The sequence below is a fragment of the Algoriphagus hitonicola genome, from assembly GCF_900113375.1.
In the GTDB taxonomy this organism is placed as follows: Bacteria; Bacteroidota; Bacteroidia; order Cytophagales; family Cyclobacteriaceae; genus Algoriphagus; species Algoriphagus hitonicola.
In genome coordinates, this window is record NZ_FOPC01000001.1 from 415527 (window position 1) to 436716 (window position 21190).

Consider the following 21190-nt stretch of genomic DNA (forward strand, 5'->3'; position numbering starts at 1 on the left):
GATTTCATTCAATTATGATTTTCCCGCTGGCAATATTGGTGGTTTGATCCACTTCTGACTGTAGCGCTATTTTGTAAATATAAGTTCCTTTTGCTGGATATTTGGTTTGGCTTTGTAAAAAAATCCAAGATAAATCATCAATCACAGCATCAGCTTCCACTAAACGAAGAGAATTACTAAATAGTATTCGACCCTCTAAAGTATAAACTTCTAAGGCCAAAATAAGGTTTTCTCCCGGACGATTATGTGTGATACTAAAGTTGCTTTGAATCGAGGCGGGATTGGGAAAAGTCGAGTGGGAAAGGATCTGAATCCGCTCACTTCCTTCAACTTCGATCTCGAAGGTAACTGTAGTTTCATTGCCTGCCAAATCAAAAGCAGTAATCCGAATTGGATTGCTACCTTCTTCCAGTCCTTCCAAATTTAGAATTACGTTTCCTCGGGTAAAGCTTCCATCGAGGGCTTGGTAAGATTTATTCAGTTTGATTTCTGGATTTTCATTGACTTGTAAAATCAAGTTTTTTGTGGGATCTAGTCCGCTGACGTCAATTCCACTGCTGTCTTCCAATAAAATTTCAGCTGGGATTAGGCGGGTTTTGAACGGGCCTGCCTCATCTGCTGAGATACCTTCTAAGTTCAACGTGATTTCTGGTCCTAAATTATCTTCTGGAAGTTCCTCGGCTGTTCCGCCGATTTGCGGGCGACTAAATCCGGCTGCATCTCGATTCAGTTCGATATCTTCTGCGAAAATCCGGATAGCTCCGCGATCGATTTTTCCCTCTACCTGAGCAGGAATTCTAACCTTTCCGTTCATTCTTCCATTCTCAACTTTCACGTTACCCTGAAAGAGCAGGGTTTTTTCTTCGGGAAACTCAGTTGGGCTACTTTCATCTCCTAGTGTTGCGGTAGGCTTAGGGCGGTCCCAGAGTTGGATGGTAGCCATGCCGTTAAAATCCCCAATCAGATCTCCCGAAGGTGGATCGACCACTTCTGCTTCATAGCTTATTTCACCATTTGCCGGAAGTGATTCTACTGATTCTTCTTTCTGATTTTTCAAATCCAATAACCTGATTTCATAATCCGGTGAGGCCAATTTGAGAGATGGATCTCCCAAAAGGCTGAAATTACGATTCAGCGAACCATTTAGGCTGTTATTCTTTGTTTCTCTAAAAATGGATCCAAGGTCGGCGAATTCCTGATTTTCTTTTTGAAAAACCGCTTGGATAAAAGCTTGGTTAAGGGAAAAGTTAATGCTACTAAATACTGGTCTTCCAGTTGTGAGCAGCCCGATGGCTCCTTTTCCCTCAATAGTCAATAATTCCTCAGCCGCAGAACGGATAAATGGACTATCATGCCGCCCAAATTCACATGTGGCCGTAACCCAAAGTGGCAGATTTTTATGATTCGGCCAATCCTGTATGTCCTCGACCCGAAATATCTGCTCAGCCGCGAGGGTGGTTTCATTTCCATGTCCGATGTAATTTAAAAATAGCGTCCCTTCCTCCAAGGCACTTTTTAGGGCTTCTTTCGCTTCAGGAATACGCTGCGAAGTGCCATCGTTTATTTGCTCATATCGATCCAGGTAAAGTTTGGTTTGACTGAATTCTGGATGATTAGCTGCCAAAAATTGACTGTGGGATTCGGCATCTCTGAGGTGAATATTGTTGTCTGCATCATCCGCCATCAAAGTGAAATTTCGTTTCCATTGCAAACCGGAAGAGTTCGATTCGTAGTTGATTATTTTTTGTACTACTATGCTAGCTTCTCGGGCATTGATTACAGGAAGCCTGCCCACCCCGATTTGCAGGAGTTCATCGCCTTCACGGCTTTCGATCCATTCCCCCTGACCAAAATCAATGAGTCCAAAAAAGTCATCGGAGCTGAATGTGGTTAGCGGATTGAGGCTGTTTCTGCTGGTATAGGTTGGGATCAGATTAGGCCGACCACCCAGCTTTGATTTGTAGTCGAAGGTTCCTTTTCCAAAAAGAAGTACATTTTTTAACTGCCCTTCTTGATGAAAATGCCAAGCGATAAAATTTCGGATCGCTACTGGGTCAGGATTGCCGTAGCCAAATTCATCATAAATAGATTGTAGAGAAATTACCTCAGCAAAAATCCCTTGGGAAAGTTTATGAATCCGAAGAGATTCGGCAGCATTGAGTAGCAAATCGGGACTGATAATCAATAAATCTGGCCAAGCCGTCGAAAGGCGAAGGTTAAATTCAAGAGGAGAAATCTGCTCTATGGGTTGAATATCACTTTCATCAAAAAGATAAATCTCTGAAGTATTGATTTGCACCAGATTCCCCGAGTGAGAAATGTTTTTGGGTTGGAGGAAATCCTCAACTGCCCAAATCGATTGATCCGTGGAGGCTTGGATGGTACAAAAATCTTGGTTGGAATGGTAGTTACCGGAGGAGGGGTTTTCTTCATCGATCGGCATTCCGACCAATAAATAATCCAAATAACCTGAGGCTGCTGTATTGCTGCTTTGATATTCGAGTCGTATGGCATTCAATTGTCCATTTTCCGGCCTAAACTCAGCATTAACCTCCGACGCGTTTCCCTTTACACCATACGTGGTCGAGGGGATGGCCGCCATATTCACGGATTGGATGAGTTGCTCCTGAGCAATAATTTCAAAATTGCCTCCTGCTGTGGATGCGCCCATCAATACTCCCTGGATTTTCCAGGGCTCTTGACTGGAGCTGTTTAGGTCAAAAGGAAAAGATCGCGATCCTCCTGCTCGGATGGGTTCTGAATACCAGGTTCTTCCCGAATTCAGGAGATTCACGGCATCTTCCTTTACCGGATGCCATTGGTATAACTGTGTACTGTTGCTACTTGCCTCTGCGGCTTCCACGGTGTTAATTCTTTTGGGTTGATCAGTTGTTCCGATCAAGTAATGCAAGGTGTCCGTATAATAATGATGTCGATACTTTGGATAGTTCGAGAAATCCAAAAGGGTATGCGGTCCAGTGAGGTAAACTCGGAGTCCATTTGAAGTTTGCTGGGCGGGTATTTCCTGAAGCTCCAAACTGGTAGAATCCAGTCGTTGCGGGAGGCGACCGGGATATCCGAAAAAAGAAACTCTTGAAGCATCCTGAATACCTAATTCCGCTAATTTTTCATTGGAAACCTCGTAAATACCGGCTTTTACGATGGAGAATTTAAAAAATCGTTCTTGGGCAAAAGTTTCCTTACAGAGCAAAAAAAGCCCGAGGAATCCTAGAAAGAAATTTTTTTTAGAACTTAAAATCATGCCTTGATGAGGCTGTTTTCTATAAGGGATAAGGCCAGATAGCTCAGAATAATCAAGGGAATACCTGCCAGTCCAAACACCAAAATCAATCCAATCCCTAATCCAATCAGCACATATCTAAATACATTATTTTTGAAGGAAAAGTTTTTGAATTTCAGGGCGATGAGTGGGATTTCGGCCACTAAAAGAAAAGAGAGAATCCATGCTAAAACCAAATAAGTCCATGGAGTCAGAAAGACTCGCTCCAAATCTATCCATTCACTGAAAAGGTACGGAAGAGTAGAGATAAACAGCGCATTGGCCGGAGTGGGCAAGCCGATAAATCGATCTGACTGCCGGGTATCCAGATTGAATTTGGCGAGTCTAAGGGCGGAAAAAAGCGGAATAGTCAAAGTCAAGTAAGGAAGCCAGGATGCTGAGCTGACCTGCTCACACAACTTAAAAAGTACAAATCCCGGCAATACCCCAAACGAAACCAAATCTGCCAAAGAATCCAATTGCTTGCCTAACTCGCCACTGACATTTAACAACCTAGCCGCAAACCCATCCAGAAAATCAAAGAAGGCAGAAAGTATAATAAACCAGGCCGCGTAGTAAAATTTCCCCTCCAAAACCCAGAAAATACCGATGACGCCGGACAGTAAATTCAACAAGGTGAGGGAATTTGGAATATGCGATATCAGCTTCAAAATCTTGCGTTTTTGCCTACAAAGGGATTATTTATTTTTTCGTAACCGATCGTGGTTACCGGTCCGTGTCCCGGGTATACGACAGTTTCCTCTGGAAGGCTAAAGAGTTCTGATTTGATTTTTTCGAGCAATAGATCATGATTTCCTCCAGGAAGGTCTGTTCGACCGATACTCTCGCGAAACAAAGTATCTCCGGCGATACAGGTTCCGCTTTCAGGATGGTAAAATACGACATGACCAGGTGCGTGGCCTGGTACAAAACGGACTTCCAGCGTTTGATCTCCTATTTTGATGTCCTGATCGGTAGATAAGTATCCATCAGGCTCGGTAGGCTCATATTGTTGAAACCCATAATTTGGAGCATAAATTTTCACAGAATTGAGCACGGCTATATCTTTATCGTGAATGAGCAAAGGAATATCAAAAGTGCGCTTAACCCAGGCATTTCCCAAAACATGATCAATATGGCAATGTGTATTAAGCAATAGCTGGGGAGAGAGGTTTTCTTCCAGAATAAAACTCCTTAAAGTTTCACGCTCTTCTGATTCGTAGCAGCCCGGGTCCACAATGGCTGCAGCCCCATTCTGATCATAGATTACGTAGGTATTCTCCTGAAAGGGATTGAATGTGAATAGCTTAATTTTTAACATGGTTTTTGTGTCTGGATGATTAACAAAATAAGGAATAAAACCTTTTATTTGGACTATGGAAACAGATTTTTTGCTTATCGGGCAAGGTTTGGCGGGGACTGCATTGGGCTTTAGGCTCAAGGAGGCAGGAAAATCAGTTAAGGTTTTTGACCGACCGGATCTCAATCAGTCCAGTAGAGTAGCTGCGGGATTGTTCAATCCGGTGACAGGAAGAAAAATGGTAAAAACTTGGAATGCAGATGCATTATTTCCAGAAATTATCCCTTTCTACCGCCAAGTGGAAAAGCTGACTTCGAAAAAATTTCTTCGGGAGCAGGGGATTTATCGACCTTTTTTATCGATCGAGGAGCAGAATGAATGGATGGGACATAGCGCTGATCCGAGTTTTTCCCAATACCTATCAGCAATTCATCAGCAAAGTCAATCTCCCAATCTCCATGACCCTTTTGGAGGAGTGATGCTTAAAAATAGCGGCTGGCTAGATATCAATCCGCTCTTGGATGGGATGAGGGGATATTTTGGAGAGGATTTGATTTTGGATCAAATTGAAGCATCAGACTTTCAGCAGGAGGATGGACATTGGATAATAAAAGGTATTAAAGCCAACTCCATTATATTTTGCAATGGATTAGGAGCTATGAAAACTGATTTTTTCGATTTTTTGCCTTTTGCCCCCGTCAAGGGAGAAATTTTGGAAGTCAAACAAGCCTTTTCCCCAGATTACATCGTAAATAGAGGAGTCTTCAGAGTGCATCTTGGAAATGACCTACATCGGGTGGGATCTACCTATACATGGCATGATTTGGATCAAGGTCCTACCGAAACGGCCAAAAAGGAACTGACAGAGCGGTTAGCCGGCTTGGTCAATTTGCCCATTGATGATTATATTTCTCAAAAAGTGGGCATACGCCCGGCTACCAAGGATAGAAAACCATTTTTGGGAAAACATCCTGAAAGGCAGAACGTTTACATATTCGATGGTTTTGGAGCTAAAGGAGTGTCATTGATCCCATATTACAGCAAGGTTATGACTTCTTTTCTAATAAGAAATATTCCACTACCTCGGGAGGTAGATATCGCAAGGTATTTTAATTATATTTAACCGGTTAAGAAAAATTTTCGAATGCGATTAAAAGTGAACCGTCTTCTTCTATTAATAAGCCTCTGTTTGATTACCGGCGTTAGCTTTGCGCAATTTGATCAGGAGCGATTCGGTAAAAACAGGATTCAGCATAAGGACTTCGAATGGTATTATTTTTCCTCCAATAATTTTGAAGTCTACTATTATGATCGGGGTGGAGCCAATGCCAAAATGGCGATCGAATTTCTTGAAGAAGAATTTCAGCGGCTAACCCAAATGATCGGGTATGTAGCCTATACCAAACCTAAAATTTACATTTACAATTCACCCGAGGAACTGCTTCAGAGTAATTTAAATCTGAACAAAGAAGAATACAATGAAGAGGGGCAGACCAACTTCAGTCGGCTCATCGCAGAAGTAGCCTATAAAGGCAGAGTGGATTTGCTCAAGGAGGATTTGATCTATGCCACCTCCAAGGTTATCATTCAGGAAATGCTGTACGGAGCCTCGGTAGCCGATGCATTCCAATCCAACTTAATGAATTCTTTTCCGGATTGGTATGTGGAAGGAATTGCACTTTATCTGGCAAAAGGATGGAGTAGGGAAATGGATGATTTTACGCGACAATATTTTAAAGAAGAAGAGAATCCAAAAATCCTCAAATTGAACGGCTTGGAGGCCGGGTTGGTCGGTCAATCGGTCTGGAATTATATTGCGGAGCGATACGGAAGGCGCTATATTTCCAGTATTCTCAACTTGTCGAGAATTAATAGAAATGAAGAAAATAGTATTGCTAACACGGTAGGTCTAAACTACCGAACTTTTACGGAAGACTGGAAAAACTATTACCTCAATATCAACAAACAAGTCAATACAAATTTTAAGTCAATCGACCAGTCTCAGTCTGTTGCCAATACCTCAGCCCGGGTGACGGGTTCTATTAGTGATATTAAGTTTAGTCCCGACGGGATTCATTTGGCCTACGTGCTCAATAACGGAGGCAAATACAAAGTCCAAATCAGGGAATTGTCCAGCGGTGTGGAGCGAACTCTACTCCAAGGTGGGGCAGTCCATGAAGATCAAGATGCTAATCTTCTGACTCCTGTGATTGCATGGAGGGATTCGGCTAACTTAGCTATCGCATCTTTCAAAAGAGGCTTGACTACGCTGAGATTAAGATCTATCGACGGTACTAATCAGGATAAGATTTTTCTCCGAAACATCACTCAAATATTGAGTATGGACTATAATAGCACCGGTAGAAACATGGTCCTTTCGGCGATTTCCAATGGCAAAACGGATATCTATTCCCTGAATGCCCAAGGTGGAGGTCGACGACTCACCAATGATGAGTTTGATGATCTTACGCCGATGTTCTTAAATGATTCTACCGTAATTTATTCGACCAATTATTCTGACATTCCAGATTCAGTGGCTGCAGAGAATCCCAGCCTGACCAAATTCGATGAAAGTTATAATCTGTTTAAAATCGAAGTAAGGGACACCATTCGAATTTCTCGATTGACCAATTCCTTTAGTAAGAATTTATTACCTAGGAAAGTCAACACCAATAATCTCGTTTACCTCAGTGATCTCAGTGGCATTAATAATATGATGCGCTTGAATATAGGTAATGAGATTGCTAATCAAATTTCCGCATTCGATAAAAGTGTGGAGGTATTTGATGTCAACAGCAGGATGAATAAGATTGCTTTTGCAGTACGAGAAGGCAGACAATCTTTTCTGGTCGTTCAAAATTACAGTACTGCGGATCAGTTTACCCCGAGTACACCTCGAATTCAATTGGAGCAGGCCAAAAGCCTGAATGAACGAATTGCGGCTAGGCGGCGATTGGAAAACAATAATGCGGAAGAACGGGTGGAAACTCCCCGTACAGCGGAAGAAAGACCTGCAGTAACGGAGCCAGAGGTTCCGGTCGATACCCTTCGAAAAGGCCAGCAGACGTCGAGTATCAATTTGGATCGCTTAAAATTTCAAAATCCTCGAGGAATCAATACTGAGAATTATGAGTTTGACACCATCCCAGGAAATTTTCCTTCCCAAGAATCCGGACAAGGACAAAATCAAATCAATTTGCTGGAGAGTTTCCGTTCGCAAAACCTTCAAAAACGGGTAGTTGGACCGCGATTTATGGAGCCTCAGTTTTTTACCAATAGCATCAATTCAAGATTTGTTGTGGATCCGCTTCGTGGATTTGGGATCAATCTCCATGGTAAGATGACCGATCTATTGGACAATCACGTCTTTCAGGGCGGAATTATGACTGCTTTGGATTTCAGATCCGGTGGCGATATTTTCTTTGAATACGAATACCTAAAAAGCCGTTTGGACTTCCGGGGACGTTTTGATCGAAGAACCATCAGAGTGACTGAGGGTGATATTACCTTTCAGAAATATGTCTTAACCAAAGCTGAACTGGGGGTCTCGTATCCATTTAATATTAATTCGAGATTTACATTGGCTCCTTTCATTGCAAAAAGTCAATATTTTAATCTGAACCCAGATTCATTAATCTTAGCCACTAATCCCGAATTGAACCGATTTGATGTCAACTATGTGGGTGGAAAAGCCGAATTTGTTTACGACCGTACTCAGCAGATCGGCTTATATTCTCAGGCAGGATTGAAGGGGAAAATTGGAATCGTCCATTATCAGGGCCTAAATGAAGGTAACCGTAGCTTCTCTAATTTTTATATGGACATCCGCAATTATCAGCGCATCCATAAAAACATAGTCTTGGCAACTCGTCTTTATACCGGATCATTCTTCGGAAACAATCCCCAGACCTATCTTGTGGGAGGAATGGACAACTGGCTATTCAATGCCTTTTATAGACCTCCTTCCAATAGACCTGAAGTGTCTCCCGTGCGAAATCCAGCTGGTGAGGAAAATTCCAATATCCTCTTTGCTGATTTTGTCGATTTGAGAGGGTATGATTATGATGAAATCCGGGGAAATAATGTGATCACCTTTACTACAGAATTGCGGATTCCGGTATTCTCATATCTGACACGGGGAAATATTACTTCCAATTTTATCCGAAATTTCCAGTTGGTAGGTTTTTATGATATTGGTTCGGCTTGGGATGAAGCGGCTCCATGGGAGCGGGTCAATGATCAAAACACAGAAGTCATCAACACTGAGGGCTCACCGTTTACGATTACGTTGAATAATTTCAACAATCCTTGGCTTCAAAGTTACGGTGCGGGTATTCGTACGGTTCTGCTCAATTACTATGTCAAATTTGACATTGCCAGACCAATCAGGAATTATGAGACTGAAGACTTAAAGTTCTACGTATCTTTGGGCTATAATTTCTAATCGAAAAAAATCATCATGATAAAATCAATGACCGGCTTTGGTAATGCCGGATGGGAAGATGATCACTACGTCGTTCACGTAGAAGTAAAATCCCTCAATTCCAAGTTTTTAGATTTATCCATTAGAAGTCCCCGTCAGTTTTCGGATAAAGAGTTAGAAATCAGAACGGTTGTTCAGCGTATTTTGGAGCGTGGGAAAGTCAGTGTGACGATTGAATTCCTCTCAAAAGCAAGCAGTGATTTGCCTGTGGTAATCAATGCGGACTTGTTTCGGTCCTACTACCACAAGTTTAAAGATTTGGCTGACTCGGTCAATGCTGATCAAGCTGAGGTCTTTAAACTTGCACTTCAAGCCCCGTCAGTGATGAATACTACCGCAATCGAGACAGGGGATGTGGCCGAAGAATGGAACTTGGTCAAGCGGGTTTTGGAAGAGGCGGTATTGAAATGTGATGGATTCCGTCAAGATGAAGGGGAGGTTCTTTTCGAAAAATTGAATGAAAATATTGAGTCTATTGCCCAAAATCTCGACTCAGTAAAGGCTGAAGAAGGAAGGAGAAAGACTAAGATTCAGGATCGGATTCGTAACCATTTTCAGGAATGGTTGGAAGAAAATTCCTTTGATGAGAATCGATTTGAGCAGGAACTTATCTATTATTTCGAGAAACTGGACATTACCGAAGAACTGGTAAGGCTGGATACACATTTAAATTACTTTACCAAAACGCTCTCTGAAGAAACAGGTCAAGGTAAAAAGCTGGGGTTTATTTCTCAGGAAATTGGAAGAGAAATCAATACCATCGGTTCAAAAGCCAATGATGCAGGAATTCAGCGCTATGTCATTCGTATGAAAGACGAATTGGAAAAAATCAAAGAGCAAGCCCTGAATGTATTGTAATCAGGGGTTTAAAATTTAAGGAAAGCAGCGAAAATCGTTTTCGCTGCTTTTTTTGTTCATTATGGCTGATTTTTTCGCAGAACCTGACCATATCCCTGATTCAAAAAGCGATTATCTTCCACCGCCATCTGACCGTTGATGATGACATAAGGAATCCCTTCGGGGTATTGATGAGGATCGGTAAAGGTTGCCTTGTCAATGATGTTTTCGGCATCGAAAATGACAATATCCGCAAAGTTTCCTTCTTCGATACTTCCTCGATCTTGAATTCCCAGTCGTTTCGCAGAAAGCCCCGTCATTTTATATAATGCCGTTTGAAGATCCAATACTCCTTTTTCTCTCGTGTAATAGCCAAGAACTCTGGGAAAGGTGCCATAAGCTCTAGGATGCGGATGCCCTTCTCCCGGACGGGAGAGGCGACCGTCTGAACCGATCATAGTCATCGGATGCTTCATGATATTTTCCACATCTTTTTCATCCATGGCATGGTAGATTGTTCCTGTTCCACCATTAAGTTGAGCTTGGATGACTAGTTCCGCACCATTTTCAATAGTAGATTCCATTTCTTCCATTTCCAGCCAATCCGCTAAGGTTTTGCCCTCTAACTCTTCCTTCCAGCTAACACGTGAAAATTGTATTCTTCGCAAATCGTTTCCACCACGATCATTCAGAATGTTGAAAATAATTCCTGATTTGATACTGTCTTTTAATACGGGATCATTTACTCTTTCTTCAAATTTATCTCCTTCCAACGCCCAACTGGGGATCAAAACGCTAATTCCGGTATGACTGGCGGCGTAGGGGTATTGATCCATCATGATATCCAATCCCGCCGATCTGGCCGAATCCACCAGAGCAAGAGTGCGGGCACTTTGTCCCCACATTTTTACGCCTATGGCTTTATGATGGGTGAGAACTACAGGGATATCGGCATCTTGAGAAATTTGAATCGCTTCCTGTACTGCTTCAATTAATCCCAATCCCTCTTCTCGCAAGTGTGAAGTATAAATGCCGCCGGAGGCTGCGGCAACTTGAGAAAGCGCTATAATTTCATCCAGTTTGGCAAAGGTTCCGGGGAGGTATTTGAGACCTGTGGAAATGCCAAAAGCCCCGGCATCCATCGCTTGGGCAACATAATTCTTGAGTGTCTCCAATTCAGAAGCAGTAGGCTCGCGATCCTCATTTCCCATAATCTCACGGCGGATAGTATTGTGTCCGACGAGATAGGCTAGGTTAGGCCCGATATCCATTTGATCCAGAGAATCCAAATAATCCGAAAAAGGCCAAGGCCCGCCACCATCAGGTCCTCCCAATGCCAAAGTTACGCCCTGTCGGACCAGACTTTCAGCTAAGGGCAATTCCATAATCGGCTCGAGATGGGTGTGCATGTCAATAAACCCGGGAGCAACTGTCAACCCCTCGGCATTGATAGTTTTTCTGGATTTTTGTCCATCGAGCTCACCAATGCTCACTAGTTTACCATCTCTAATCCCCAAATCTGCTTGAAAAGGTGGATTATCCAATCCGTCATAGATGGTTCCATTTAAGATCAGGATATCAAATGTGTCCTGTCGTCCGCAGGAAATAGAAATGAAAAAAATGAGAATTATTGGCCAGATTGGATTTTTCATTAAGGATTTTTTTTAGCTCAATGAAAAATAAGTCTTTTTATTAAAAATACCTGAAACCCAGAATTCAACCAGCTGAATTTGAATTCAAAGAATAAGCGCTTTATAAAAAATAAGGGGCTGTCTCATCAATGCCCAATGACACAGGAGGCTTCTACTTTGGTGAACAGACTTAGAGTAGATTTTTCAGTTCGCCTTAGAAATGACGTTTGAGACAGCCTCTTTAACTAATTTAGCTTAAACTTAATCGGCATCACCATTCGGGATCTGACGATTTGTCCTTTTAATTTTCCGGGAATCCAATCCGGGGAGTTGCTAATCACCTCCATCGCCACTTCATCACACCCACCTCCAAGAGGCCGGAGAACCTCCACATCCTGCACGCTCCCGTCCTTATTGATCACAAATCTCACCAGTACGGTTCCTTCGATTCCCATTCGCTTAGCAAGACTTGGATATCGAAGGTTTTTATTCAAATAGTTATACCAGGCTTTCATCCCCCCTTTAAAAGTAGCTGTGACATCAGTAAAGTCCATGACTTCATCAGCTGTCTCTGTTATAGGGGGATTCTCGTTCAGGATTACTTCAGGGATTTCTTCAGAATCGGAAGGATTAATGTCGATATCCAAATCCAGGTCATCCAACTCGATTTCATTATCTACTTCTTTGATTTCGACAGTAGTTACCGGAGGGGGTGGGGGAGGCGGGGTTTGAATAGTCAATGGGATGTCCTCAATTACCCAATTTTCCGAACTTGTCCCAATCTCCTTCAGTGGTCCTGAGTATGGACTTTTCCATTCAAAAGCTACCAAGACTAAACCTACACTGAAAGTCAGCCCGAGATTTAAGAATAGACTTGATTTGTTTTTGAGATCTGCTTTTTGGTTTTTTTTAGCTTCCATTGTTTTTGTGGTTAAGTAAAACAATGGAAAAGCTATAAAATAAAAAGCTAAAAATGAGCCCTTTAAGATTTGTTAACTAGGTTAAAAGTTGTGAATGGGCATAAAAAAAGCCCGAAAAAATCGGGCTTTCATATTTTCAAAGATTGATTAGCTCAAGGCAAATCGAATCGGTAATCTCATTCTTGTTCTAACTGGACGACCTCGTTGTTTACCAGGTTCCCATTTAGGAGCATTTTGTACAACTTTGATTGCTTCTTCATCGCAACCTCCGCCGATACCTCTCAACACGTCCACATCCTGAATCGAACCATCCGTGTTGATAACGAATACCACGATTACAGTTCCTTCGATACCCATTCTTCTTGCTTGAGTTGGATATTTAAGGTTCTTTCTTAGGTATTCATTCCAGCCGCTCATTCCACCGGGAGGGGTAGGTTGAGTTTCCACCACGTCAAAGATTTCGTCAGCTTTTTCCTCAACTGGAGCTTCAGCAATTTCTACTTCTTTGATGACAGTTTCTTCCTTCACATCCACGTCAAAGTTTACATCGATTTTTTCTTCGATTTCTACTTCATCTGGGATCTCTTGGATGATAGGCTGCTCAACTGGTGGTGGCGGTGGTTGCTCAGTAATAGGAATATCAAGCAGTTCTTCGAAATTGTCATTGACCATACCTAGATCCTTTAAAGATCCATCGTCAAAAGACTTCCATTCGAAGGCCGCAAGGGTAGCACCTACAGCAACTGCCAATCCCAAGTTCAGGAACATTCCTGTCTTTTTGGTTAAGTCAGCGCTTGGAGTCTTTTTTGCTTCCATGGCGAATTTGGTTTATACAGGTTAAGTTTATTCTTATTTACTAACAATTGTAAGTAATCTACTGCATTAATGCAAGAGACTAGGGATAGATGGAGTCTTAAAATATGCTAATATTCCTAAAATTCCACCTAATAAATTGACAATCAGGTCATATTCATCAAAGGATCGATTTCGAATAAATAGCTGCGCTGTCTCAAAGAAAACTCCTGGTAAAAACCCGAGTAATATAAAGATAGCCCAGTTTAATCGATTCCAATCTTTCAAACGTTGCTTCTTAAATACGCCTGCCCAGAGGTAGGCCAAAAGAAAAAAGCAAATGAGATGAATGAATTTGTCCTGATAATCGAAGGCATTAACCTCTGGAAATCGATCCCCCGGCGTAAGCATAGCAAAACCCAATAGGATCAGCCATAGGATACTGGCAGTGAGACGCAAGGTTAAGATTAATCTTTTCCGACGAGCTCGGTGTATTCATCCGCACTCAACAAATCTTCAGGAAGATCTCCGGTGATTTTCACCTTGACCATCCATCCTGATTCGTAGGGAGATTCATTGACTAGCTCTGGAGAACCTTCCAGCTCATCGTTAAACTCAAGGACTTCGCCTGTGAGTGGCATAAATAGATCAGATACGGTTTTTACGGCTTCGACCGTACCAAAAACTTCTCCGGCTTCGATGGTTTCACCTACGGTTTCTACCTCGACGTAGACGATGTCTCCCAACTCAGATTGAGCAAATTCGGTGATTCCAATGGTTGCGACATCGCCGTCGATCTTAACCCATTCGTGATCTTTGGTGTACTTTAATTCCTGAGGAAAATTCATTTTAGAAAGATTTTATAATCGGGATCAAAAATAAGATGATTCGACACTTTAAAAAATCTATTGAGATAAATTAAATCGTAATTGTCCTCCAAATGATGTGGTGGCACGCTTATATGCTGTAGTGACCCGGGGATCATTGATCGTTCGGTCAAAATAAATCGTCAGTTCCAGATTTTGATTGATGATATATCCAATAGTTGGTCGGAATTGAATATTGAGGTTTCCATTAGTCACTGTACTTTCCTCCTCGATTTTTCGCTGAACTTGCTGCGTATCTCCAATTTTCAAATCCAGTCGCATTTGCACATCATTTTTTAGGACTGTTTCTCTTCCCTGAATTTTAAAGGGTATTTTCATTCCAGCTTTGGTATAGGCCAGATTGACTCCAAAGTCCGTAGTCCGCTGTTCGGTGACTTGGGAATTGGAAAAATTCAAACCCAAAGCACGCTCTTTATTATAATTCACTGCGATGCTGAACCGATCCTTTGTCAATAAATCCAATCCTATCAAGGGAGCAAAACGCTCTGATAATACTACCTGATTGAGTACAAATATCGGAATATATTGTCCTTCGGTGGTAGTTCGATCCGCGAGAGGAATATCTTGAAGTCTATTAAATAATTCTAGCCCCTGCTGATATTGGAGGGAATTGGAGAAATTACTCACATCATAGGTCGATGTGTAGGCATGGGTGATATTGATACTGGAGAAAATATCACTGAGCCCTTTCAATCGGGAAAGCCCTCGGTAATCAATTCGCCAGTTGGGAAGAGGGGTTTTGGGGAAAGGATTGAGATTAAACTCCGCCGCATTTTTACCCCGATATGCTGCCAAAAACGCGGGGATCAATACATCCTGCCCATTGATGCTGTATTCTCCTCCCGAATTGAGAGCATCCAACCTGGACTTGATGATGTTTCGATTGTTTTCAAATTCCGTAAAAGCAGGAGAGTTGTTTTGAAAATCATCTCTCGAAAAACTGGTGCCCAGCATCATCGTGGTGATCGAATAGGATCCAATTCTATTGGGACTTATGGAAACATATTCTCCAGGATTATCCATGGAGTTTCTGAATATTTCCTGATAATCCCCACTTTCTCTTCGGGTGGCATTTAAGGTTATTCTAAAATCCTGAAAGGGCTCTACTAATGCCCCTAAACGGAGATTGAAAGACCGGTTTTGAAGGAAAGGCTGAGTAAGTTCGGCACTTGGTGCAATCTCTCCACGCAAAGCCAGTTCATTTCGAATTTGTGGATTTTGACTTCCAAACAAAAAGGCCAGCCCAGGATTGGAAAACTCCCTGTCCATGCCCAAAAGTCCCGTATTGGGCATATATCCCGGCAAATAGGTTCCTTCGATTAAGGTATAATTGTAGGTGACTTCCTTCACCATCATAAGGAATTTCAACAGCTTATTGCTAAAAGGCGTACCGATCGTGTCTTCCGCTGTGATATTTTGCCTGCCTGGTATGCTGGGTCTTTTTGGAGCATTTAACGCATCCAGTTTTTTGCTTTTGGCATACAGTCGCAGCAGGTCAAATTTCCCAGTCAGGGTTTGTTCTCTCGTATTCTGAATGGTATTTCCCAGCGTATCCCGTTGACCAATAGCACCGGTCATCCAGGTATAGGTGGCATTGTACCGGTAGTCAGACTGAATCCAGTCCAAGAGTTTTACTTTGTCCAGTGGAATGGTATAGTTTACATCCAAAATATGATTGTAATTCGTCCTTCGTCCAAAATTCCAGAAGTTGGTTCTCACCGAATCCTGTTTTGCTTCGGTATCCAAATCGCCTTGCGGCTCATCGATCACAGCCATCACCGAAGCTGAATAATCCGCCCGGAGGTTTTGGGTCAAATCCCAGTTCAAAGTGTAAAAGCGATTCATGAAAAATGACTTTTGAAATAATGGATCCACTCCGGTGGAAGTGAGCTGGTCATTTCGATATTGTGATCGGAGAAATCTGCGGTCCACATCCAATCTTGCCAACATAAGAGTGGGGGAAAGATTGAGATTGAAATCCTTGATCAGTTTCAGATTGGGCGAACTTAACCATTCGAAGTTTTTGAATGGCTCAATAGTTAATGGCTTTGGATTAAAAGAATAGGTGATATTTCCCCGGTTTGTTTTGAACTCGTAGTTTTGAATTTGGGCATTGGTTTGGGTCACCGTTCCCACCGAATAGCTGAATGAAAAATTACTCAAATCGTAAATTCGACTCGGTGCTTCTGGATTGGCTTTTATTTTCCGGATATTATTAAAACTAACGTTTTTTCGTTTCTGCTGGTCCAAGGCAATTTCCCGATAGGCTTCCCGCTCGGTATCTGTTTCAAATTTGCCCAGCGCCAGCTCAAAGGGAACGTCCGGATTTAGCGGATCAAACTCTGGTCTCGTCGAGGCATTTTCGATGCTGAAATACATGGGGATGGTAATTCCCAATTGCTCAGGCAAAAGCTTGTGAACATCCACGTTGGTGGAAATATCATACTGGGTAGTGGCTTGTCTAGCCCGCTGGGAAAGACGGGTTTCCAGTCCACCAAACCCAATCGAATTGTGTCGGATCGATGCTGAAACGACCGCTACATCTGCGATTTTGGCATTCATGTAGGCGTTGGCTGCCCAGCCATTGGATTTGGTGGCTCCGGTTACCCGAAGTTCATTTGCCCAAATACAGACACTTTTACTGCCCCCGGCTCCTGTCCCTGGATTCCTGACTCCGATCATACTACCTTGAGTCTGATTGAGTTCAGGTCGGCCGACCACAGTAACTTTATATTGCCTGACTTGCTTAGAATAGGGGAGGTTTAGGGGAATTCGCTGATTATCCCGTTCGATTTTTACATCGACGATTTCTTGGATGGCGATGTCTATTTCATTTTCCAAAGGCCAGATTTGTCTGGGATCTCGGGTGCCTTTTGGAGTGATGATCAAGGGAACTTCGATTTCGTAATAATTGTCAGTATAATCCGTGCCCAACCGTAAGAATGCAGTCAATTCTCCATCCTGAGCATCTTCACTATCAGCATGGAAAAACATCTTGATCCGCTCAAACTGCACCAAATCTTGTTGGATATTTTTGAATACAGCTCGGGCATCCCTAGAAGCCAAATCCTCTACACAAATCCTCAGAGATTGCTCGTTTAATCTCCGCTCAACCGTGGAGGTATTGTCCCGATCCCGGATGATTCCAGGAGGTAAAACATAAGGGCTTTGGGTATCACTACCCTGAGAATTTTCCTCGATACCCACTACGTCTACGACGACATTGGATACATCTGGTTCCGGAATTTCAAAAAATCCACGCTCATACAAGGACTCCTGAAAAACCCGCCATTGACTTCCCACTAATCTGAAATTTGCCATCCGCATGACAACAGGCTGCTCAAAATCAGTCAAATAAGTCCGCATCCATCGGATGGATTTGAATCCCGTGATATCCCCTTGAGTCCGGTCAGGCTGACGAACAGGAATTCGGAAAAGATACCAATCTACATTTTCTCCCGCTTCATTGTGGGTGACTTTATCCACGATGTAGTTTTGCCCCACTTCCATAGTTTCTGGACGAAGGTCGATTTCGTATTCGTAGTAGTTTTCTAGCTCATTTATGGTATTGTCCGTATTGAGATCCTCATTGTCGGGATTGTTGGTGCCGGATGGGGTATAGGGAAGGTTTTGGTCAGAGGTGACCGGAGAGTTCCCTTCCATTCCGTTGAACTTTTTATAGCGCTCTAGAATTTTGACATCATTTTGATCAAACTCTTCATCCAGATAATACTGGAATTGATCTCCCGAAACATCCTGCAAAATTTGATTTCTAACTTGCTGATTGACATTGAGTCGATCGATAAATCGATCCTGAAAAAAATCAACTTCTTCCTCATTTTTCAAGCCATCTAATCCTACATCTTGATTTTCACGGGCGGATTCCGAATTGTCAAAAGCCGGAATCAAAAACTGCTCTCTTGTGATTCTTCCCCACTCATTGCTCCGGGTTTCCGAAGGATCTCCATCTTCGGGAAGTCCATTTTCGAAAGCATGGCTACCATCCTTCATGACATCCTCAGAAATATCTCCAAGGTTGAAAAAGAGCTTACCCCCGGTAGTATTGTTTTCATTGAAAATCCCATCTAATACCCGACCGTTTTCCCCTTCAATAAAGGGATCCAAAAGCCAAAATTCGATGTATTCAATATTCGTCCGGTCAAAATCCACCTCAGTAGTGATCGCTCGGGTTACCCCTCCATAATTTTCTTCGGGATTAGGAAGTAATCCTTCTGCAGTCAAGTTGGGATTGTAATTATACATTCCCCGCTCACTGGGGAAAAAGGCCATTTCGAAAAGTGGCTGAGGAGTAATAATCACTTCTCGGTCCTGATTTGGGAAAATTTCCTGAGGGATGACTCGTCTTACATAATGATTTCTCCTATCCTCTCTGCTGATATTTGGTGGTACTCCTGGACCGTTTTCACGGTAAAAAATATTATCAATATTGTACCAGGCTAATCGAGCTCTACGGTAAGTGGTTCCTAGATTGTCTTCAGTCTGAAAACTCAGGTCAAAGCGATTGTCTTCAGTTTGGGGAGTCGAGGCCAGCTTCCAGTTTTGATTGGCTGCCCCACCCAGATTGAAGGGCGTGATGGCTGCTTCAAAATCATCTATATATGATGCTTGTTCTCCATTGACCCGATTGGATGTACCTGGAATAAGATGGGCAAATTCCCCACTGATGGTGACTTGAGACGGCTCTTTGGTATCAGTAAATGGCAACGCATCAGCCAGTCGAGTCAATAGTCGGGATTCATCGCTGAAATTGGCATCCAAGCCCCATAGACTGTTGCGTAGCGTTTCATTGCCCGTGGCGATACGGGTGACATTGGGACGCTCATTCAAATACAAAAATGTACCTCCGATATTGAAATTTTCATTGAAAAGGTAATCCAGACGGGTTCCCAGCAAACTCCGTGTCTGAAAAGAAACCAAGTCAGCTTTTTCAAAACTGACATTAATTTGTTTGCCGGATTGAAGTATGGCATCATTAATAATTACCAATCGACCTACATTATAATCGATCGTGTAGTCTACCCCTTCGGTCAGGGGAATATTCCCCGCTTGTACAATCACCGACCCTGGAGAAATATTCAATCCGGGCAATTGGATTTCACTGGCTGATCCGGCAGTAAGTCGGCCTTTGATAAAAAACTTATTGAGGCGAGTGACTAGTTCTGCATCTGCCTGAGTGGTTTCATAAAGGGTATCGTACACATATTTTTCCCTGAGAACTTCCTCCGTCGGCAAAAATCTCCGCTCCAAATTTGATCCAAATGGCTCCAACACCGGGAAAATCAACAGACCTCGATTGGAAATCATCGTGATTCCTTCTACAAAGTCAAAATTCCCATCCGGGGCTGGGTCATTTTGCGGATTGAGATTATCGAGTCCGGTTAATCGGATTAAAGGAACATCTTTTACATTTTCTCCTTCGAGAAGGGAGGGATTATCCAGTCCAGTACGGTCGTCCCGATAGATTACCTGAAGCTGAAAACCGTCCCTCAATATCTGAGATGCATTGAGGCTGTAGACGTTTTTCATCATCAAGTCCCAAGTTGGCACTTGTGTACTGATTCGGGCAGGTCGGAGTAGTTTAAGGAAAATCAACTCATCTTCTTGCCGGTTTTGATAATCTTCCGTCAATTCACCGACTTTATACACCTGACCATTGTAGGTATATTCATAGGACACTGCCAAGACTTCGTCATTCTGAAGTCGACGGAAAAGCGAAAGAAATCCCAGTTGTTTGTTGAAAAAGAACTCGGTTTCATCCAGTTTTCTTGCACCATTGATTTGTTCAAAATCCACGCCTTTTCGGATACCAAGCGCATCTTCCATGGATCTGGATCCCGTATCGAAAGGCCTGAAAGATGGATTTCCTGTGATGTTTTGAAACAGGCTGTTGGCAGTATTGCTTGCCGGATCATTGGGGTTTCCAGGACCGATATTAGGATTATCAGGATTGAGTAAAACTCGGCCTTCCCCCAAATCCATAAAAGCGGCAAAGTTTCTGAGTGTCTCGGTATTGGCAGCCCGATTCATGATGTAAACCTCTATTCGGGTGATATTTACTCCGGATAAAACCTGAGGCAGTCCTCGCAACCAACGTTCGTAATTTTCTCTGAAAAAATGGGAAAGAAAGAAATGCCGATTTTCATCGTATTTTGAAGCTTGAATATCAAAACTCCTGCCTTGTCCATTCGCATCGATGACCAGATTGTCCCTCCGGCCACGTTGAGTAGAAGCTACCGCTGTGACGCCAAGTTTACCAAATTGCATTTGGGTTTTGACCCCAAATAAATTCTGTGCACCCTGAATCAATCGATTTTGTACGGGCATGGAGACATTACCGATTTCGACCGATTTGATGATGTCTTCTTCAAAACCATTAAACTCAAGTTTGAGCTGATTTTGAAAATCAAAGGAATTGTTGGAGTCGAAATTGGCTCCGATTTTCATTTTCTCACCCAAAGTACCATTGACGGCCATTTGGATTTGCTGATCAAAATTGAATCCCCCGTTTCTTTGCTGTCTAATGGGTAAGGTGGGATTATCTATTCTTCTGAAAATGGCTCCAAAATCGAGGTTAACATATCCTGTGGGTTCAATATTTATCTCGCTTCCGCCAAAAATCCGATCAAACTGGGGGCTGACAGTCAATGGGGGAATTAATCCCCGTCCCTCAACGGCACTTTCGCCATCACCGCCTCGAGCGCGATTTCTCCAATAATCCTGCCTGATCTTGTATTCCTTAATTCTTGAAAATTGCTCAAAATCGTATTCCTGTTCATTTCCCATCCGGGTCGTATCCAGTTGATCGAAGACACTGTATTTAAGGGTAGAATCGATTTTTACTTCTATGGATTGGGAAATCGAGGGATTGGGAGTAAAGGGAGACTGAGGTTTTAAAAAAGGGTTGGTGAAGGGGAAGAGCGGATTGGTTCTCAAATTTTGCCATAGCAAAAATGAGCGGGATAAACGCCGCTGATTTAAGGTGTCGAGTCGGGTTTGCGTGGTGTCAGTGGCTGTTTGCTGAGATTGGGCAGTTTGGTAG

At 42.7% G+C, this 21190-nt stretch carries 12 protein-coding genes; 3 read left to right on the top strand and 9 right to left on the bottom strand.

Going from position 1 to position 21190, the window contains the following annotated elements; all coding sequences use genetic code 11:
* Positions 1 to 4: 4 nt before the first annotated feature.
* From porU to BM043_RS01915, 3 genes are read right to left on the bottom strand one after another with little or no spacing between them, the layout of a single operon-like run.
* A complete protein-coding gene (gene porU / locus BM043_RS01905) occupies positions 5 to 3262 on the bottom strand; it encodes a type IX secretion system sortase PorU (protein WP_092788542.1) in 3258 nt (1085 codons plus the stop codon).
* A complete protein-coding gene (gene pssA, locus BM043_RS01910) occupies positions 3259 to 3951 on the bottom strand; it encodes a CDP-diacylglycerol--serine O-phosphatidyltransferase (RefSeq protein ID WP_092788543.1) in 693 nt (230 codons plus the stop codon). Before pssA ends, porU begins: the two co-directional genes overlap by 4 nt.
* Positions 3948 to 4601 (bottom strand): MBL fold metallo-hydrolase, encoded by a 654-nt coding sequence (locus BM043_RS01915; protein WP_092788544.1) that lies wholly within the window; start codon positions 4599 to 4601, stop codon positions 3948 to 3950. Before BM043_RS01915 ends, pssA begins: the two co-directional genes overlap by 4 nt.
* A gap of 55 nt (positions 4602 to 4656) precedes the next feature.
* Here BM043_RS01915 and BM043_RS01920 point away from each other — a divergent pair, with 55 nt between their 5' ends.
* Genes BM043_RS01920 through BM043_RS01930 form a run of 3 tightly spaced genes read left to right on the top strand, consistent with a single transcriptional unit; the run spans position 4657 to position 9921 of the window.
* On the top strand, positions 4657 to 5703 hold the full coding sequence (locus BM043_RS01920; RefSeq protein WP_092788545.1) for an NAD(P)/FAD-dependent oxidoreductase: 1047 nt from the start codon (positions 4657 to 4659) through the stop codon (positions 5701 to 5703).
* 21 nt (positions 5704 to 5724) lie between these two features.
* Positions 5725 to 9024 (top strand): biopolymer transporter Tol, encoded by a 3300-nt coding sequence (locus BM043_RS01925; RefSeq protein WP_092788546.1) that lies wholly within the window; start codon positions 5725 to 5727, stop codon positions 9022 to 9024.
* Between the two features lie 15 nt (positions 9025 to 9039).
* Positions 9040 to 9921 (top strand): YicC/YloC family endoribonuclease, encoded by an 882-nt coding sequence (locus tag BM043_RS01930; RefSeq protein ID WP_092788547.1) that lies wholly within the window; start codon positions 9040 to 9042, stop codon positions 9919 to 9921.
* A gap of 59 nt (positions 9922 to 9980) precedes the next feature.
* Here the strand turns inward: BM043_RS01930 and BM043_RS01935 are convergent, their stop codons facing one another.
* The 6 genes from BM043_RS01935 to sov all read right to left on the bottom strand — a co-directional run bounded on the left by BM043_RS01935 (position 9981) and on the right by sov (position 21084).
* Positions 9981 to 11552, bottom strand: coding sequence for an N-acyl-D-amino-acid deacylase family protein (locus BM043_RS01935; protein ID WP_092788548.1), 1572 nt, complete (start codon positions 11550 to 11552; stop codon positions 9981 to 9983).
* Positions 11553 to 11776: 224 nt separating this feature from the next.
* Positions 11777 to 12451, bottom strand: a complete 675-nt coding sequence (locus BM043_RS01940) for an energy transducer TonB (protein ID WP_092788549.1) — start codon at positions 12449 to 12451, stop codon at positions 11777 to 11779.
* Positions 12452 to 12598: 147 nt separating this feature from the next.
* Complete coding sequence (locus BM043_RS01945; protein WP_092788550.1) at positions 12599 to 13267, bottom strand: energy transducer TonB; 669 nt, start codon at positions 13265 to 13267, stop codon at positions 12599 to 12601.
* Between the two features lie 66 nt (positions 13268 to 13333).
* Complete coding sequence (locus BM043_RS01950) at positions 13334 to 13702, bottom strand: VanZ family protein (protein WP_143071019.1); 369 nt, start codon at positions 13700 to 13702, stop codon at positions 13334 to 13336.
* Positions 13703 to 13710: 8 nt separating this feature from the next.
* Positions 13711 to 14091 carry a glycine cleavage system protein GcvH gene (gcvH, locus tag BM043_RS01955; protein WP_092788552.1) on the bottom strand — a complete coding sequence of 127 codons (381 nt, stop codon included), beginning with the start codon at positions 14089 to 14091 and terminating at the stop codon, positions 13711 to 13713.
* Between the two features lie 57 nt (positions 14092 to 14148).
* Entirely contained in the window at positions 14149 to 21084 is a 6936-nt protein-coding gene (gene sov / locus BM043_RS01960; RefSeq protein ID WP_245752891.1) for a T9SS outer membrane translocon Sov/SprA, read from the bottom strand.
* Positions 21085 to 21190: the final 106 nt, after the last annotated feature.

Bases quoted from the DNA above. Each gene is read 5' to 3' on its own strand.
- porU (WP_092788542.1), bottom strand. From the start codon at position 3,262: ATGATTTTAAGTTCTAAAAAAAATTTCTTTCTAGGATTCCTCGGGCTT.
- BM043_RS01945 (WP_092788550.1), bottom strand. From the start codon at position 13,267: ATGGAAGCAAAAAAGACTCCAAGCGCTGACTTAACCAAAAAGACAGGA.
- BM043_RS01940 (WP_092788549.1), bottom strand. From the start codon at position 12,451: ATGGAAGCTAAAAAAAACCAAAAAGCAGATCTCAAAAACAAATCAAGT.
- BM043_RS01935 (WP_092788548.1), bottom strand. From the start codon at position 11,552: ATGAAAAATCCAATCTGGCCAATAATTCTCATTTTTTTCATTTCTATT.
- BM043_RS01915 (WP_092788544.1), bottom strand. From the start codon at position 4,601: ATGTTAAAAATTAAGCTATTCACATTCAATCCCTTTCAGGAGAATACC.
- BM043_RS01925 (WP_092788546.1), top strand. From the start codon at position 5,725: ATGCGATTAAAAGTGAACCGTCTTCTTCTATTAATAAGCCTCTGTTTG.
- BM043_RS01920 (WP_092788545.1), top strand. From the start codon at position 4,657: ATGGAAACAGATTTTTTGCTTATCGGGCAAGGTTTGGCGGGGACTGCA.
- BM043_RS01930 (WP_092788547.1), top strand. From the start codon at position 9,040: ATGATAAAATCAATGACCGGCTTTGGTAATGCCGGATGGGAAGATGAT.
- gcvH (WP_092788552.1), bottom strand. From the start codon at position 14,091: ATGAATTTTCCTCAGGAATTAAAGTACACCAAAGATCACGAATGGGTT.